Consider the following 16,090-nt stretch of genomic DNA (forward strand, 5'->3'; position numbering starts at 1 on the left):
AGCTAGTCTCATTGAATGAGCAACGACATGAATGGGACGGACATGGGCACCGAGCAGGCTACGGGCGGCGTCTACTCCAGCAAGGGCAAGGAGTACCAGCGCGACAGCCGCTACATCACCACCCGGATCACGGCCGAGGTGGCTGCCGGTGAAGACGCTGTCATGGTCGAGCCCGGACGCTTCCGGTTGGTCGCAGCCCGCGCCTGCCCATGGGCGAACCGGGCGATCATCGTCCGTCGGTTGCTGGGGCTGGAGGACGCGATCAGCCTCGGCACGCCCGGGCCGACCCACGACGCAGACTCCTGGACCTTCGACCTCGACCCCGGCGGCGTTGACCCCGTACTGGGCATCCACAAGCTCAAGGACGCCTTCCTGGCCCGCGACCCGCACTACAGCCGCGGCGTCACCGTCCCCGCGATCGTCGACACCACCACCGGCGCCGTGGTCACCAATGACTTCGCCCAGATCACGCTCGACTTGTCGAGTGAGTGGAAGCGGTACCACCGCGAGGGAGCCCCAGACCTCTACCCCGAGGCGCTGCGCGCCGAGATGGACGAGGTGATGCAGCGCATCTACACCGAGGTCAACAATGGCGTCTACCGGTGTGGTTTCGCCGGAACGCAGGAGGCCTACGACGCCGCCTACGACCGGCTGTGGACCGCGCTCGACTGGTTGGAGGAGCGGCTGGCCAGCCAGCGCTACCTGATGGGGGAGTCGATCACCGAGGCTGACGTCCGGCTGTTCACCACGCTGGTGCGCTTCGACGCCGTCTACCACGGCCACTTCAAGTGCAACCGGAACAAGCTCACCGAGATGCCCGTGCTATGGGCCTACGCCCGCGACCTCTACCAGACCCCCGGCTTCGGCGACACCATCGACTTCGAGCAGATCAAGGCGCACTACTACGTCGTCCACACCGACCTGAACCCGCTGTCGATCATCCCCAAGGGCCCCGACCTGTCGGGGTGGCTGACGCCGCACGGACGTGAGGCCCTGGGCGGACGCCCATTCGGTGACGGCACTGCCCCCGGCCCGGTCCGCGCTGGTGAACAGTCACCGCACACCCTGTGATGCGAGGATGACCACCTCGTCGTCAACCAAGGAGCAGGCGCGCGGGAGATCCGGGAAAGGTCACCCCCAGCATCCGCTGCCGCTGCTGGCCGCGGCAGTGGCCGGTGCCGCCATGGCCGTGCAGGCCAGGGCGAACGGCGCGCTGGCAGCGCATCTGGGATCTGCGCCGTGGGCGGCCCTGTGGAGCTTCGGTTCGGGGTTGATGGTGCTGACCTGTGGCCTGTTGCTGCTGCCGCGATCGCGGGGAGGCCTTCGCCAGGTGGGCGTCGCATTGCGCGCCCAGCACCTGCGGTGGTGGGAGGTGTTGGGCGGTCTGGGCGGTGCCTTCTTCATTGCGGTCCAGTCCTTCGCCGTGCCCCAGACGGGCGTAGCCCTTTTCACCATCGCCCTCGTCGGCGGACAGACCGCGAGCTCGCTGATGGTCGACCGGCTGGGCCTGGGACCGGCGGGAATCTCCCCATTGAGCGCTGGGCGGGTGCTGGCTGCTCTCGCCACCCTCGGGGGCGTATCCGTCGCCTCCATGTCCCGCAGTTCGGGCGCCGATCACGGCGTTGCGCTGCTGGCCATCGCTCTCACCATCCTCGCGGGTGGCGCGATGGCGGTGCAGCAGGCCATCAACGGCAAGCTGAACGTGGCATCGAAGGACGTGATCGCCACCACCTTCGTGAACTTCGCGTGGGGCACGCTGGCCCTGGGCCTGTGGGGAGGAGGCCTGCTGGCATCCGGTCGGGTGGGTGTGCCCGAGCTCGGTCATGTGCCCTGGTGGTCCCTGGTCGGGGGGCTGATCGGGGTCGGCTACGTGGCAGCCATGGCTGCGCTCGTTCGAAGCCTGGGTGTGCTCGTGGCTGCGCTGCTGTCCTTGGCCGGCCAGCTGGTCATGGCCGTCGTCATCGACGTCGTCACCGGCTCCGCGCCGGTCACGGGAAGCCTCCTGCTGGGCGTGCTGACCACGCTGGCTGCCGCCGCGATGGCAGGCCTGGCCACTCGGGGTTCCCGCGTCTCGGAATAGACGCGTCCCACCACAGGGTTGAGCAACCATGAGCAACCTCCCGCTGTCAGTACTGGATCTCGTCCCCGTCGTCGAACACGGCACCTCCGCGCAGGCCATGGCCCGCGCCATCACCCTCGCCAAAGCCGCGGACGAGCTGGACTACCGCCGGTACTGGGTCGCCGAGCACCACAACATGCCGGCCGTCGCGTCCACCTCGCCGCCCGTGATCATCGCCGCCCTCGGCGCGCACACGCAGCGCATCCGGGTCGGGTCCGGGGGAGTGATGCTGCCCAACCACGCTCCCTACGTGGTGGCCGAACAGTTCGCCGCCCTCGAGGCGCTGTACCCGGGCCGCGTCGACCTGGGCATCGGCCGCGCTCCCGGCACCGACCAGCGGACGGCGGCCGCGCTGCGCCGTGATCCGGATGGGCTCAACGTCCACGACTTCCCCCAGCACGTGCTCGAGGTGATGAGCTGGCTCGGCGACAACCGTCTGGAGAACCCGCAGTCGGCCCACCTGGCCGCCACACCGGTGGCTGAGGGCACCCCCGAGGTGTGGTTGCTCGGCAGCTCGGGCTACTCGGCGCAGCTGGCGGGCATGCTGGGCGTGCGCTACTGCTACGCCCACCACTTCGGCCAGATGGACGAGGTGGAGGTGATGGAGGCCTACCGTTCCCGTTTCGAGCCCTCGGCGACCCTGCCCGAGCCCTACGCCATGGTCTGCACCTCGGTGATCACCGCCGGCACCGAGGAGCAGGCGCAGTACCTCGCCGGCCCGTCCAAGGTGATGGCGCTTGCTCTGCGCACCAACAAGCTGGGCCCGATCGTCAGCCCCGAGACCGCCGCCGCGCAGGAGTTCAGCCCGCTGGACGAGGCGATGCTCTCGCAGCTGCCCGCGACCAAGTTCCTGGGCACACCGGAGACGGTGAAGCCGCAACTGCAGGCCCTGGTCGAGCGCACCGGAGTGCAGGAGCTGATGGTGACGGCCACCACCTTTGACGTCCAGACCCGTGTCGACACGCTTCGGGACGTCGCCGCGATGGGCCTGCAGACCAGCTGACGGATCGGATTCCCAGACAATGAGCAAGGCCCCCGCCATCTGGCGGGGGCCTTGCTCGTCTCGGCGTTCAGCTGGCTGTCAGCTGACCTTCCCGGTCTCGTCCTGGATCTTGAGGGCGACCTGCTTCAGCTTGTCGCTGTGGGCGCGGGCGTGGTGCGCGCAGAACAGCAGTTCGCCGCCGGAGCTCATGACGACGCGCAGGTAGGCCTGGGCTCCGCAACGGTCGCAACGGTCCGACGCGTCCAGCGTGCGGTCCTCCATGACTGTGGTGCTCACAGTGCCTCCATTCACTCGGTGCGAGTGCTGCACTCGCGCTCGTAGGGGTCAACGCGTCCAACTGGTGCTTTGTTCCCGGTGCCCGGCCCCCTGCCACCCACAGTACCCAGCGCGTGGTGCCACGGCGTGGAGGCGGGGAATTGGTCGTGGCGCCCACTAACCTTCATGGGTGCCGAACGAGAAGAATGTCCCCGCCCAGGGGGGCCGCGAGTACGAGGCCAAGCACCTGCTCGTCCTTGAAGGACTGGAAGCGGTGCGCAAGCGCCCGGCCATGTACATCGGGTCCACTGACACCAAGGGCCTGATGCACTGCCTGTGGGAGATCATCGACAACGCGATCGACGAAGCACTCGGCGGTGCCGGCGACTCGATCGAGATCTTCCTCAACGCCGACGGTTCGGTGCAGGTGGACGACCACGCCCGCGGCATGCCCGTCGACACCGAACCCCGCACCGGGCTGAGCGGAGTCGAGGTCATCTTCACCAAGCTGCACGCCGGCGGAAAGTTCGGCGGCGGGGCCTACAACGCGACCGGTGGACTGCACGGCGTCGGCGCCTCGGTCGTCAACGCGCTGAGCTCCCGGCTCGACGTGCAGGTCGACCGCAACTCCAAGACCTACGAGATGAGCTTCCGGCGCGGTACCCCCGGCGTCTTCGACGGTCCGGGCCCCGACGCGCCGTTCACGCCCACCTCAGGGCTGCGCGAGGTGGGCAAGGCAAAGCGCGGCGTCACCGGTTCGCGGGTGCGTTACTGGCCCGACCGCCAGATCTTCCTCAAGGACGCCCAGCTCAACGTCGACTCGCTGCTGGCCCGCGCGCGCCAGTCGTCCTTCCTGGTGCCGGGGCTGAAGTTCACCGTCACCGACCGGCGCAACGGCGCGGACGACGTGGAGGTCTTCCACCACGAGGGCGGCATCAGCGAGTTCTGCGACTTCCTCAGCCAGGGTGACCCGGTCACCGACGTGTTGCGGTTGCAGGGCAGCGACCAGTTCGTCGAGACCGTCCCGATGCTGGACGCCGAGACGGGCGCGATGACCCCTCAAGACGTGCAGCGCACCCTCGACGTCGACATCGCCGTGCGCTGGAGCAACACCTACGACACGACGGTGAAGAGCTTCGTCAACATCATCTCCACGCCCAAGGGCGGCACCCATGTCACCGGTTTCGAGCGGGCGATGACCCGCTCGTTCACCAGGGCGATGGAGGGCACCCGCATCATGAAGGCGGGCGACGAGATCATCAAGGACGACTGTCTGGAGGGGCTCACCGCCGTCGTCACGGTGCGCCTGGCGGAGCCGCAGTTCGAGGGTCAGACGAAGGAGGTGCTCGGCACCCCGCCCGCCACCCGAATCGTCCAGCGCGTGGTCGAGCGCGAGCTGGGCGACTTCCTCACCTCGACCAAGCCAGCGCAGAAGGCGCAGGCACGCAACCTGATGGAGAAGGTGATCGGCGCCTCGCGCACCCGCGTCGCCGCCCGCGCCCACAAGGAGAACCAGCGCCGCAAGAATGCGCTGGAGTCGAGTTCGCTGCCGCCCAAGTTGAAGGACTGCCGCTCCAACGACTCGGAGAAGACCGAACTGTTCATCGTCGAGGGTGACTCGGCGCTGGGGACGGCCGGACGGGCCCGCAACTCGGAGTTCCAGGCCTTGCTCCCGATCCGGGGCAAGATCCTCAACGTCCAGAAGGCCTCGGTCGGCGACATGCTCAAGAACGTCGAGTGCGCCGCGATCATCCAAGTGGTCGGCGCCGGTTCCGGCCGTACCTTCGAGCTGGACCAGGCGCGCTATGGAAAGGTCATCTTCATGGCCGACGCCGATTCCGACGGCGCGCACATCCGCACCCTGCTGGCGACCCTCTTCTTCAAGTACATGCGCCCGATGGTGGAGGCCGGCCGGGTGTATTCGGCCGTCCCGCCGCTGCACCGTTTCGAGCTGACCAACCCGCGCCGCGGTCAGGAGCGCTACATCTACACCTACTCCGACGCGGAGTACCGGCGCAAGACGGCAGAGCTCACCAAGAAGGGCATCAACTTCAAGGAGCCCCAGCGCTACAAGGGCCTCGGCGAGATGGACGCCGACCAGCTCAAGGAGACCACGATGGACCCCCGGCACCGTGCCCTGCGCCGGATCACCGTGGACGAGATCGAGGCCGCCGAGGCAGTCTTCGAGAAGCTGATGGGCAACGATGTCGCCCCCCGCAAGGAGTTCATCCTCGAGGGTGCCTACCTGCTCGACCAGGAGCAGATCGACGCCTGACCTGGCCGGGGTGAGTTCTGGAACTCAGATTCAACCCGATCAGGGTCGCCCAGATTCAGCCCGATCAGGGTCGCCCAGATTCAATCCGACCAGGGTCGCCCAGATTCAATCCGACCAGGGTCGCCCAGATTCAACCCGACCAGGGTCGCAATGTGTACCGACGGCGGTGGCCGATACCCATTGCGACCCTTCACGGGCGGTTCGCGTGGCCTCAGGCCAGCGCGTCAGCCAGGGTGCCGAGCGACTTGTCCAGCAGGTCTTCCTTGGCGAACGTCTCCTTGGCCAGCTTGATGACCGCCGGGTTCTCGATTTCGGCGTAGTCGTAGGTCAACGTGACCTTGGTGTTGTCGGCGTCGATGGGCTCCAGCTCGTAGAGCCATTTGGCGCCCACCTCGACGTCGCTCGTGAGGTTCTTCTCGTTCTGCCAGCCGATGAGTCGGCCATCCTGGATGGCGAAGACGCGATTCTGGGTCTGGTACTCCGACCCGTCCCCCTTGACCATGTTCATCCGGAAGCTGTCCCCGACCTCCTTGAGGCGCTCCCCGAAGTCGGCCGAACGAACCGAGCCGCTTGAGTCGGTCTCCGGGTGGCGCTGCGGGTTGCTCAGCAGGTCGAAGATGTCGGCGGCCGAGGCCGGGATATCGCGGGTAGCGCTGACGCTGGTGTTCTCAGTCATGGCTTCAGCTAAGCACCCAACATGTCGTCGTGGCAGCGGGTTCGCGATCGGCTGATCGACTAGGTTTCCAGCGTGACCCAGACAGTTGATTCGGCCGCGGCGCCGCCGCCGCTCGTCCCGGCCCTATCCGGCGAGGGAGCCTCTCGCAAGGTCGTCGTCGCCTGGAGTGCCTATGACTTCGCGGGCAATGCCCTCAACACCGTGATGATCAGCTTCGTCTTCTCCGTCTACGTGACCTCGACGGTCGCCGACGACCCCGAGCACGGCCAGACCGTCTGGTCATGGTTCCAGGCCGCTGCTGGCATCTGCCTGGCGGTGCTGGCCCCCTTGATGGGCGCCTGGGCCGACCGGGTGGTGCGCACCCGACGGATGCTCTCGGTGACCACCATGATCACCATCGCCGCGATGGCCGCCTGTTACTTCGTCAAGCCGGAGAATCCCTATCTCTACCTCGGAGCCGGGCTGCTGGCCTTCGCGTCGGTCACGCAGGACATTGCGGGCGTCTTCTACAACGGGATGCTCCCCCGCATATCCACCCCCTCCAATGTCGGACGGATCTCAGGCACCGCCTGGGCGCTGGGCTACCTGGGCGGCACCCTGTGCCTGGTGCTGGCGCTGTTCGGTTTCATCCTGGACGGCGGTGTGCTGGGACTGCCCACCCATGACGCCATCAACGCCCGCTCGGTCGCGCTGCTGTGCGCGGTGTTCATGCTGCTGTTCTCGCTCCCGGTGATGGTGCTCGGGCCCAACAACACCCCGCGTCCGGGCGTCGCGCCGTTCACGGTCACCGGGGCCTACCGCGACATCGGCCGGCGCCTGGTGCGGATGTGGCGTGACGAACGCGCGCTTCTGCACTTCCTCGGTGCCGCGGCGCTCTACCGCGACGGGCTCAATGCTGTGTTCGCCTTCGCCGGCGTGATCGCCGCGACCGCCTACGGCTTCAGCCAGGAGCAGGTCATCTACTTCGGTCTTGCCGCGAACGTCATGGCCGCGATCGGAACCTGGATCTTCGGACGGGTGGACGACCGCTTCGGCCCACGCCCGGTGATCCTGGGCAGCCTGATCGTGATCGTCGTCCTGGGGCTGGGGATCGTGGGCGTCAACAAGGTCATCACCTTCTGGGTGTTCGGGCTGGCGATCGCCTCGCTCGTGGGGCCCATCCAGTCCGCCAGCCGTACCCTTCTGACCCGCATCATCCCGGCGGGGGAGGAGAACGAGACCTACGGCCTCTACACCACGGTCGGACGCGTGGTGAGTTTCGTCGCGCCGGGGCTCACGGGCCTGTTCACGCTGGCCTTCGGGGCCCGGTGGGGGCTGATGGGAATCGTCGTGACCCTGGTGTTCGGGCTGGTCGCATTCTGGCCGCTGCGGATTCCCGGAGTGACCCACCGGTAACTTGCGGGCCATGCCCACCTCGTTCGAACACCGCTATGTCATCGCTCCCGGCTGGCACGGCTCCGGCGCCGAACACTGGCAGACCCACTGGGAACGCGCGTGGGGCAACCAGGCCGTGCGGGTGCAGATCGAATCCTGGGAACACCCCGACCTGGACGACTACCTGACCAGCCTGGACGACGCTGTGGGTGCCGCGAAGCTCTGCACGATCGTCGCGCACAGCCTCGGTACCTGGGCGGCCGCGGAGTGGGCGCGGACCCGACAGCCGTCCAATGTCCGGCTGCTGTTGGTCGCCCCGCCCGACCCTGACGCGGAGAGCTTCCCGCGCGATGAGGCGCCGACCTTTGTGCTGGACGCACGCCCGATCGGTGTTCCCGCGCTGGTGGTCGCAAGCACCGATGACCCCTACGACACCGAGCCGGCAGCACGTCGGATTGCCGCGGCCTGGGGTGCCCCGATCGAGGTTGTCGGAGCGCACGGGCATCTCAACTCGGCGTCCCGGCTGGGCATGTGGCCAGTCGGCCAGGCACTCCTGGCGCGACTGGAGCACATGCCGCTGTGACCCCTTGACAGGCTCGGGGAGCGTGAACGGGGGTCAGAGGACCTGGGAGATCTTCCCGGAGTCGACGTCGTAGAGGAAGCCACCGATCTTGGTGCGGGGCTTGATCGCCGGGTGCGAGCGCAGCAGGCGGACGTCGAAGTCGAGGGTGCGGTCCTGGTCGGGGTTCGCGCCGAAGGTCATTCCGCGCAGATCCATCGAGGAGAACTCGATGATCTTGTCGGCCACTTCGGCGTCGGTGCCCGAGGCCATCGCGCAGCGGCTGTGCTGGACCACCATGATCCGGTCGACATTGAGCAGGTGTGAGCCGAGGATGCAACCGGTCAGCACGTCGGGGGTCACGCGCCCGCCGGGGCTGCGCAGGATCTTCGCGTCGCCCAGCTTCAAGCCGAGCATGGCGAGCGGCTCGATGCGGGAGTCCATGCACGTGATCACGAGCACGCCCGCCCTGGCGATGCCGTCGAAGCCGCCGTCTGAGAAGCTCTCTGCGTAGACGTCGTTGGCCTTCAGAAGATCTTCGAATTCACCCATGAGGTCAACATATCGCCGTCCGCGGGGCTTCGAGGGTGGGGTCCGCGGACGGCCACACGCCTGCTCAGATCAGCGTGTCAGGGGCATCTTCGGAGTCGTCTTTCCCGGCGAGGTGGGGCTCAGGTGCCGTGGGTGCGTCATCGGCTTCCGAGGGCAGTGCGTCGTCCAGCTGGTGCGCCCAGCCCAGGTCACGTGAGGCGATCCCGGCCAGCGGCTGGGACAGGGGAGTGCCAGACCCGTCACGACGTCCGGTGGCCGGCGGCAGATCCACCGCGGAGCCGGAGGCAGCGGCGGCCACGACGGGCGCCGGACCCACGAAGGCGTGCAGCAGCACGTCCTCGCCCTTGAGGAAGCGGTGGCAGCGCATCCCGCCGGTGGCGCGTCCCTTGGCCGGGTACTCCGACAGGGGCGTCACCTTCACCATGCCGTTCTGTGCGGACGCTGGCTCGGACGAGGTGCCGGACACCGTCACGACGACGGCCTCCTCCGGGGTGGCGCCGAACCACAGGGCGTGCTGGCCGTTGGCAACCTTCACGCCCGCCATGCCGCCACCATTGCGGCCCTGGGAACGCACCAGCCTCGCTGGGAAGTGCAGCAGCTGCGCGTCGGAGGTGACGAAGACCAGCTCGACGTCGTCGCGCCGCAATTCCACCGCGCCGACCAGCTCGTCGCCCTCGTCAAGGCGGATGACCTCCCACGACTCCTTGTTGAGCACCTCGGGGTTGACGCGCTTCACGACGCCTCGGCGCGTGCCCACGGCCAGGCCAAGGCCCTGCGGATCCAAGGAGGTCAGACCGATCGGGCGCTCACCCTTCTCGAAGGCGTAGAGCTCGGTTGCCCGGGACCCGCCGCGCAGGTTCGGGGAGTTGGCGGTCACGGCGACCGTCGGAAGTTCCATCGCGCGGGCCTTGATCAGGCGTCCGGTGTTGGTGATGACGCCGAGTTCGGCATGCGTCGTGCAGCGGACGAGTGCGGTGACGACGTCGTGGCTGGCCCGCGGACCGCCCAGGGCGATCGGGTCGGGAGTGTCCATCCGCGCCATCAGCCCGGTCGAACTCATCATCACCCAGCACGGCACGTCCGGCACCTCGAGCGGGGTCGTCGACGCCGACGTCACCTCACCGGAGCTGGCCAGCAGCACGGTTCGGCGCGGCGTCCCGAAGTTCTTCACCGCTTCGGAGAGCTCGTCGGAGACGAGCTTGTCGAGCACGTCGCGGTTCTCGAGGATCTCGTTCAGCCGCGCGATCTCGGCCAGCTTCTCGTCGCGTTCGGTCTCCAGCTCGAGCTGGCTGAACTTGGTCAACCGGCGCAGCGGGATCTCGAGGATGTCGTTGGCCTGGGTCTCGGACAGCTCGAAGACCTCAATCAGCTTCGCGCGCGCCTGCGCGGCGTCGTCGGAGCCGCGGATGATGGCGATCACGTCGTCGATGTCGAGGATGGCGATCAGGCGGCCCTCGAGGATGTGCAGTCGATCGGAGGCCTTGCCCAGCAGGAAACGCGTCCGTCGGGTGGTGACCTCGAACTTGTGCGCCAGGTAGACCTCGAGCATCTCCTTCAGCGGCATGGTGCGCGGCTGACCGTCGACCAGCGCGACCGCATTGATGCCGAAGGAGTCCTCGAGCTTGGTCTGCTTGTACAGCTGCTGCAGGATCGCCTCGGGGTTGATCCCGTTCTTGACCTCGATCACCAACCGGGTGTGGTGGTTGATGTCGGAGAGGTCCTTGATGTCGGCGATGCCGGTGATCTTCTTGTTGCGCGCCAGGGTGGAGATCTGGTCGATGATCTTCTCCGGGCCGATCATGTACGGCAGCTCGGAGACGACGATCCCCTTGCGGCGCGGGGAGACCTGCTCGATGCGCGCGGTGGCCCGGATCTTGAAGGTACCGCGGCCGGTGGCATAGGCGTCCGCGATGCCGTCCAGACCGATGATCTTGCCGCCGGTGGGCAGGTCGGGGCCCGGGATGAAGCGCATCAGGGTCTCGAGGTCGGCGTCCGGATGCTTGATCAGGTGCCTGAGGGCCTGGACGACCTCTCCCAGGTTGTGCGGGGGGATGTTGGTGGCCATGCCCACGGCGATGCCGGTGGCCCCATTGACCAGCAGGTTGGGGAAGGCGGCCGGCAGTACCGAGGGTTCGGTCTCCTTGCCGTCGTAGTTGGCGCGGAAGTCGACCGTGTCCTGGTCGAGGCCCTGGGTCATCGCCAGCGCGGCGGGGGCCATCCGGCACTCGGTGTAACGCATGGCGGCCGGGCCGGCGTCCAGCGATCCGAAGTTGCCGTGGCCGTCGATCAGCGGGAGCCGCATCGACCAGGGCTGGGCGGTACGCACCAGCGCGTCGTAGATGGCGGTGTCGCCGTGGGGGTGCAGCTTGCCCATCACCTCGCCGACCACACGGGCAGACTTCACGTGCGAACGATCCGGGCGAATGCCCATGTCGTCCATCGAGTACAGGATGCGGCGCTGGACCGGCTTGAGGCCGTCGCGGGCGTCGGGCAGCGCTCGGGAGTAGATGACCGAGTAGGCGTACTCGAGGAAGCTCGTCTCCATCTCCGAGGTCACGTCGACGTCGGTGATGCGTTCGGTGAACTCGTCCTCGGTGGCGTCCCCCGGGAGGTCCCTGCTCTGCCGTGCCATGCGCGTGCGTGCTCCTTCTGTCGCCCTCGCGTCTCAGGCGACCCCACATTCTCGCCGACGCAGGACGATGGGGCATCCCCGGCGCGCCGGAGGGAGCGTGCCTCGCCGGGTCAGAGCTCTTCGAGGAGCGCTTCCAGCGGTCCGGCCAGCTCGTCGCCGTCCTTCCCGCGAACCTCGGGCGCCAGGTCGGGGTGCCACGCCAGGTCGTCGTCGTCCTCGAGGACCGTGGCGGTGCCGTGGGCCAACACCTGCTCGGCCATCGTCAACTGGCGGATCGCGATCGCTCGCACCTTGTCGGGCTGCAGCTCGGCGAACTCCCGATAGAGCGAGGGATCGTGCTGCCCGTCGTCACCGACCAGCAGCCAGCGGACGTGGGGCAGGTCGCGCGCCAGTTCTCGCAGCGCGCGGCGCTTGTGTTCGGGCCCGGAGCGGAACCAGCCAGTGTTCGTGGGGCCCCAGTCGGTGAGCAGCAGCGGACCGGCCGGGTAGCCATTGCGCGCCATGAAGCGGGTCAGGAAGGGATGGGTGTTCCACGCCCCGGTCGAGACATAGATGATCGGCGAGCCAGGGTTTTCGTCCAGCATGCGGCGGTAGAGCTCGGCCATCCCGGGGACGGCGCGCCGGCCCTCCTCGGTGACCACGAAGGTGTTCCAGGCAGCGAGGAAGAGTCGGGGCAGGAAGGTGGTGAGGATGGTGTCGTCGATGTCGCTGACGATGCCGAAGTCGACCGACTCGTCGACCACCTGCACCGCTGCGCTCACCGACTCCTCGCCGACGGTGATCGTCGCCTCGCCCCAGCCGGCCTCCAGGTCGTGGTTCTGCAGACGGACGTCGACATAGCCGCCGCGGTCGGTGCGGACCTGGACTGAACTCCCGCCCACCGTGACCGTGACCTGCGCGCGCTGGGCGGGAGCGGTGAAGAAGTTGCGCCAGCCACGCTGCGACAAGAACTCCTCGGCGGCCGAGCCAAAGGGGGTCGTCGCCGCGGCGGGACGCAGTACCACGCGCGCCAGTACCCGGACGTGGTCGGTGGTGCCGTAGCCGGTGTAGGGGATGACGGACTCGACCCATCCCGATTTCCGGAGCCGGCCGTTGATGACCTTGCGCACACCATCTTCTGCGCGGGCTCCGATGAAGGGTCTGGTCGACATGCGTCAGACGATATCGGCAGGCCGTGACACCACGACCACTCTTCGCGATCCCCGAGTCGACCCAAACGATCCCCGAGCCGACCCAAACGATCCCCGAGTCGACCCAAACGATCCCCGAGCCTGTCGAGCGGTGCGGGCAGGGGTGAGAGGATGTCCGGGTGATTCCTGACCGACTGCCAGCGGACCTGCGCCGCGACATCGACGCCTGCGGATACTTTCCCGAGTTCGTCGCCGACTCCGTGGCGCTGGGGCTGGGCGACGAGGACGTCGTCGGGCACCTGGTGCACCACGAGGCGAACTTCGCCAATGAGGCGATCCTGCGCCACCTCAGCGTGCTGGTGCTCACCGCCACCCGGTTGCTGGTCGTGCACACCGACGAGGGTCCCGAGACCGACGCGGCGGGCCGCCCCACCAGTGGCCAGGCCGTCACCTCCTGCGAGGCGATCCCCCTGCAGGCCATCAACTCTGTGGCGCTGTCGCGCGTCGTCGCTTCCCCGGAGCGCTATGGCGACGGCTCGCAGGTCGTCGAGACCTGGCTGACGATGGGGTGGGGGACGATGCGCCGCATCGACCTCGAGCCCGCCGTCTGCGCCGACCCGACCTGTGAGGCTGACCACGGCTACACCGGCTCGCTGGTGGGCGACGACATCACCATTCGGATGAGCCCGGCCGCCGACGGCGCCGACAATGTGGCCAAGCTGGTCACCTTCGCCGCCGCACTGCAGCAGGTGCCCGGCCGCCGATGACCGACTGGGTCCTGCCCCGCTACGGCCGCGACACCCTGGCCGACCTGCTCGGCTCGGTGGCCGCGCACCTTGGCGTCCCCGGCCACACCTGGCCGGCGGTCGACCTGCCGTCCGCACGTCGCTATGTCGTGCTGCTCGTCGACGGGCTCGGTCATCAGTTGCTGGCGCGCCATCTGGGCGATGTGGACCACCTGTCTGAGCTGTTCGGAACTGCCCAACGGCTCACCGCAGGTGTTCCCTCCACCACCGCCACCTCACTGACCTGCCTGGGGACCGGCTGTGCTCCCGGACGCCACGGCGTGGCCGGCTATGCCTTCCGCTCACCAGAGTCCGGGGGCGTGATGAATGCGTTGACGTGGGAGGGCGGCCCCGAGGACGTGGCTGGCTTCCAGCCCGTCGAGACCGTCTTCGAGCAGGCCGCTGCCGCCGGTGTCGCGGTGACCTCGGTCGCCCCCGCCCGCTTCGAGGCCAGCGGCCTGACCCGGGCCGCCCTGCGCGGTCCCGACTTCGTCGCCATGCTCGACGAGTCGGACCTGGCGCTGCGCATCATGGAGACCGTCCGCGCCTCGCGCCGCGGCGAGCGAAGCCTGGTCTACGTCTACGAGCGCGCCCTGGACCACGCCGGCCATGGCAAGGGCGTCGGCTCCGATCGCTGGCTGGAGGTGCTGCGCCGCGTCGACCTGTTCACCAAGCTGCTGCGTGAAGAGCTGGACGACGACGTCGTGCTGCTGGTCACCGGTGACCACGGCATGGTCGACATTGCCCAGGACCGGATGATCATGGTCGAGGACGAGCCCGGCCTGTTGAACGGCGTCGACCTGTTCGCTGGCGAGGGACGCCTGCGACAGCTGTACACCAGCAGTGCCGACCAGGTCGCCCGCCGTTGGCGCTCCCGGCTGGGGGAGCGCGCCTGGGTGGTCAGCCGGGAGGAAGCGGTGGACGCTGGCTGGTTCGGGCCCCTGGACGAGCGTGTTGCAGACCGCTTCGGGGACGTGCTGGTGGCGATGCGCACCGACTGGGCCGTGATGACCAGGGCATTGCCGCGCGAGCTCACGCTGGTGGGCCAGCACGGATCCTTGACCGAGGCCGAGATGGCCGTCCCCCTGCTCGTCGATGCTGGAGCCCCCTGATGCCCGAACTGGTCTTCTTCACCGGACCGATGGATTGCGGCAAGTCGACGCTCGCGCTGCAGATGGACCATACGCAGAGCGCCCACGATCGCCGCGGCCACCTCTACTCCCGCTTCGACCGCGCCGGCCAGGCCCGGATCACCAGCCGGATCGGGCTGTCTCGCACCGCGACAGAGGTGGACGACGACTTCGACTTCTGGGAGAACGTCGTCGGCATGCTCACCTCCGGCGTGCAGCTTGACTACCTGATCTGCGACGAGACGCAGTTCTATCCGGCCGTCCAGGTCGACCAGCTCGCCCGGGTCGTCGACGAACTGGAGCTGGACGTCTTCTGCTTCGGGATCATGGCTGACTTCCGTACCGAGATGTTCCCCGCCTCCAAGCGCCTGGTGGAACTCGCCGACCGGGTGGAGACCCTGCAGGTGCAACCCCTGTGCTGGTGCGGAAAGCGCGCCACGCACAATGCCCGCACCGTCAACGGCGTGATGGTCACCGAGGGATCGCAGGTGGTCGTCGGCGACACCTCTCCCGATGCCCCCGCCGACGTGGTGAAGTACGAGGTGTTGTGCCGCAAGCACCACCGCCAGCGCCTGACCAAGGCCAGCGTCGGCATGGCCCTGCACGAGCCGCAGCTTCCCTTCGAGGAGACCCAGTGAACGCGTCCGACGGCCTCAACCCGCTGATCAGCGCCAGCGAACTGCTCGGTGCGCTCGAGGGTGGCGCGCAGCTGGTGTTGGTGGACGCGCGCTTCTGGCTGGGCCAGCACGGGCGTGGTCGCGCCGCCTACGAGGCCGGACACATCCCGGGTGCGCGCTTCGTCGACGTGGACGAGGAACTTGCCGAGCCGGCGCGCGGTGACGGGATCCGGCGCGGGACGAGTGCCCGCGGTCGCCATCCCCGCCCCAGCGCCGAGCGGCTGGCGGGTGCCGTCGGCCGTCTGGGCATCAACGACGACTCCTGTGTGGTCGTGTACGACCAGGGCACCTCGTTGGCGGCCGCGTGGTTCCGCTGGCTGCTGCGCGACGCAGGTCAGCTCAACATCCGCGTGCTCGACGGTGGCTTCGCAGCCTGGCAGGCCGCCGGGGGAGCGGTGTCCGCTGATGAGCCCGCCGACGGCACGGGATCTTTCGTGCCGCAGCCGGGCCAGTTGGCTGCAATCACAGTGGACGAGGTCCCGGGCTTCCTGGCCGCCGGTCACCAGTTGGTCGACGTCCGCGCTGCCGAGCGTTTCCGCGGCGAGACCGAACCGGTGGACCCCATTGCTGGGCACATCCCCGGTGCCAGCAACCTGCCCGCCAGCACCCTGCAGCAGGCGGACGGACGCTTCCTGCCCGCCGCCGACCTGCGCGTCCACCTGGCGGGTATCGCGGCCGGGGACGCCTTCAGCTGTGGCTCCGGGCTCACCGCATCCCAGGCCCTGCTGGCCGCCGAGTCGGCGGGAATCGAGGGCCTGGCGATCTACCCCGGTTCGTGGTCGGAGTGGATCGCCGACCCCGCTCGCCCGGTTGCTGTCGGTGGCGGCGTGTAGGTTGGCCGGAGCACGCACGGGAGCGGAGGGGCACCGGTGTGTCTCCAGCGCTGGCGCACCGCACCCGGACAGTGAATGATGGTGCCTGCG

15 protein-coding genes are annotated in these 16,090 nt (G+C 68.3%); 10 read left to right on the forward strand and 5 right to left on the reverse strand.

Translation table 11 applies throughout. From position 1 onward, the window contains the following. The first annotated feature begins 15 nt into the window (after nt 1-15). From ABD089_RS08970 to ABD089_RS08980, 3 genes are read left to right on the forward strand one after another with little or no spacing between them, the layout of a single operon-like run. A complete protein-coding gene (locus tag ABD089_RS08970; RefSeq protein ID WP_343886000.1) occupies nt 16-1,071 on the forward strand; it encodes a glutathione S-transferase family protein in 1,056 nt (351 codons plus the stop codon). Nucleotides 1,072-1,078: 7 nt separating this feature from the next. Then, nucleotides 1,079-2,080, forward strand: a complete 1,002-nt coding sequence (locus tag ABD089_RS08975) for a DMT family transporter (protein WP_343886001.1) — start codon at nt 1,079-1,081, stop codon at nt 2,078-2,080. A gap of 28 nt (nt 2,081-2,108) precedes the next feature. Continuing rightward, nucleotides 2,109-3,122, forward strand: coding sequence for an LLM class flavin-dependent oxidoreductase (locus tag ABD089_RS08980; protein WP_343886002.1), 1,014 nt, complete (start codon nt 2,109-2,111; stop codon nt 3,120-3,122). A gap of 78 nt (nt 3,123-3,200) precedes the next feature. Here ABD089_RS08980 and ABD089_RS08985 read toward each other — a convergent pair whose 3' ends face one another. Continuing rightward, nucleotides 3,201-3,383 carry a DUF7455 domain-containing protein gene (locus ABD089_RS08985; RefSeq protein WP_343886068.1) on the reverse strand — a complete coding sequence of 61 codons (183 nt, stop codon included), beginning with the start codon at nt 3,381-3,383 and terminating at the stop codon, nt 3,201-3,203. Nucleotides 3,384-3,567: 184 nt separating this feature from the next. Here ABD089_RS08985 and ABD089_RS08990 point away from each other — a divergent pair, with 184 nt between their 5' ends. Beyond that, nucleotides 3,568-5,652, forward strand: a complete 2,085-nt coding sequence (locus ABD089_RS08990; protein WP_343886003.1) for a DNA gyrase/topoisomerase IV subunit B — start codon at nt 3,568-3,570, stop codon at nt 5,650-5,652. A gap of 211 nt (nt 5,653-5,863) precedes the next feature. Here the strand turns inward: ABD089_RS08990 and ABD089_RS08995 are convergent, their stop codons facing one another. Next, nucleotides 5,864-6,328 (reverse strand): SRPBCC family protein, encoded by a 465-nt coding sequence (locus tag ABD089_RS08995; protein WP_343886004.1) that lies wholly within the window; start codon nt 6,326-6,328, stop codon nt 5,864-5,866. Between the two features lie 72 nt (nt 6,329-6,400). Here ABD089_RS08995 and ABD089_RS09000 point away from each other — a divergent pair, with 72 nt between their 5' ends. Continuing rightward, the gene (locus ABD089_RS09000; RefSeq protein WP_343886005.1) at nt 6,401-7,723 is read left to right on the forward strand and encodes an MFS transporter; all 1,323 of its coding nucleotides are present in this window, start codon (nt 6,401-6,403) and stop codon (nt 7,721-7,723) included. Nucleotides 7,724-7,733: 10 nt separating this feature from the next. Beyond that, complete coding sequence (locus ABD089_RS09005; protein WP_343886006.1) at nt 7,734-8,285, forward strand: RBBP9/YdeN family alpha/beta hydrolase; 552 nt, start codon at nt 7,734-7,736, stop codon at nt 8,283-8,285. A 33-nt stretch (nt 8,286-8,318) separates the two neighbouring features. Here the strand turns inward: ABD089_RS09005 and ABD089_RS09010 are convergent, their stop codons facing one another. From ABD089_RS09010 to ABD089_RS09020, 3 genes are all read right to left on the reverse strand, one after another. Next, a complete protein-coding gene (locus ABD089_RS09010) occupies nt 8,319-8,813 on the reverse strand; it encodes a beta-class carbonic anhydrase (RefSeq protein WP_343886008.1) in 495 nt (164 codons plus the stop codon). Between the two features lie 64 nt (nt 8,814-8,877). Continuing rightward, nucleotides 8,878-11,445, reverse strand: a complete 2,568-nt coding sequence (locus ABD089_RS09015; protein WP_343886009.1) for a DNA gyrase/topoisomerase IV subunit A — start codon at nt 11,443-11,445, stop codon at nt 8,878-8,880. A gap of 110 nt (nt 11,446-11,555) precedes the next feature. Further along, nucleotides 11,556-12,596 (reverse strand): App1 family protein phosphatidate phosphatase, encoded by a 1,041-nt coding sequence (locus ABD089_RS09020; protein ID WP_343886010.1) that lies wholly within the window; start codon nt 12,594-12,596, stop codon nt 11,556-11,558. A gap of 158 nt (nt 12,597-12,754) precedes the next feature. Between ABD089_RS09020 and ABD089_RS09025 the strand changes: the two genes are divergently transcribed. From ABD089_RS09025 to ABD089_RS09040, 4 genes are read left to right on the forward strand one after another with little or no spacing between them, the layout of a single operon-like run. After that, nucleotides 12,755-13,342, forward strand: a complete 588-nt coding sequence (locus ABD089_RS09025) for a DUF5998 family protein (RefSeq protein ID WP_343886011.1) — start codon at nt 12,755-12,757, stop codon at nt 13,340-13,342. Continuing rightward, on the forward strand, nt 13,339-14,472 hold the full coding sequence (locus ABD089_RS09030) for an alkaline phosphatase family protein (RefSeq protein WP_343886012.1): 1,134 nt from the start codon (nt 13,339-13,341) through the stop codon (nt 14,470-14,472). The genes ABD089_RS09025 and ABD089_RS09030 overlap by 4 nt, the downstream gene beginning before the upstream one ends. Then, nucleotides 14,472-15,128 carry a thymidine kinase gene (locus ABD089_RS09035; RefSeq protein ID WP_343886013.1) on the forward strand — a complete coding sequence of 219 codons (657 nt, stop codon included), beginning with the start codon at nt 14,472-14,474 and terminating at the stop codon, nt 15,126-15,128. The genes ABD089_RS09030 and ABD089_RS09035 overlap by 1 nt, the downstream gene beginning before the upstream one ends. Next, nucleotides 15,125-16,000 carry a sulfurtransferase gene (locus ABD089_RS09040; RefSeq protein WP_343886014.1) on the forward strand — a complete coding sequence of 292 codons (876 nt, stop codon included), beginning with the start codon at nt 15,125-15,127 and terminating at the stop codon, nt 15,998-16,000. The genes ABD089_RS09035 and ABD089_RS09040 overlap by 4 nt, the downstream gene beginning before the upstream one ends. The last annotated feature ends 90 nt before the right edge of the window (nt 16,001-16,090 follow it).

It is taken from the genome of Luteococcus sanguinis, assembly GCF_039527675.1.
Taxonomy (GTDB): domain Bacteria; phylum Actinomycetota; class Actinomycetes; order Propionibacteriales; family Propionibacteriaceae; genus Luteococcus; species Luteococcus sanguinis.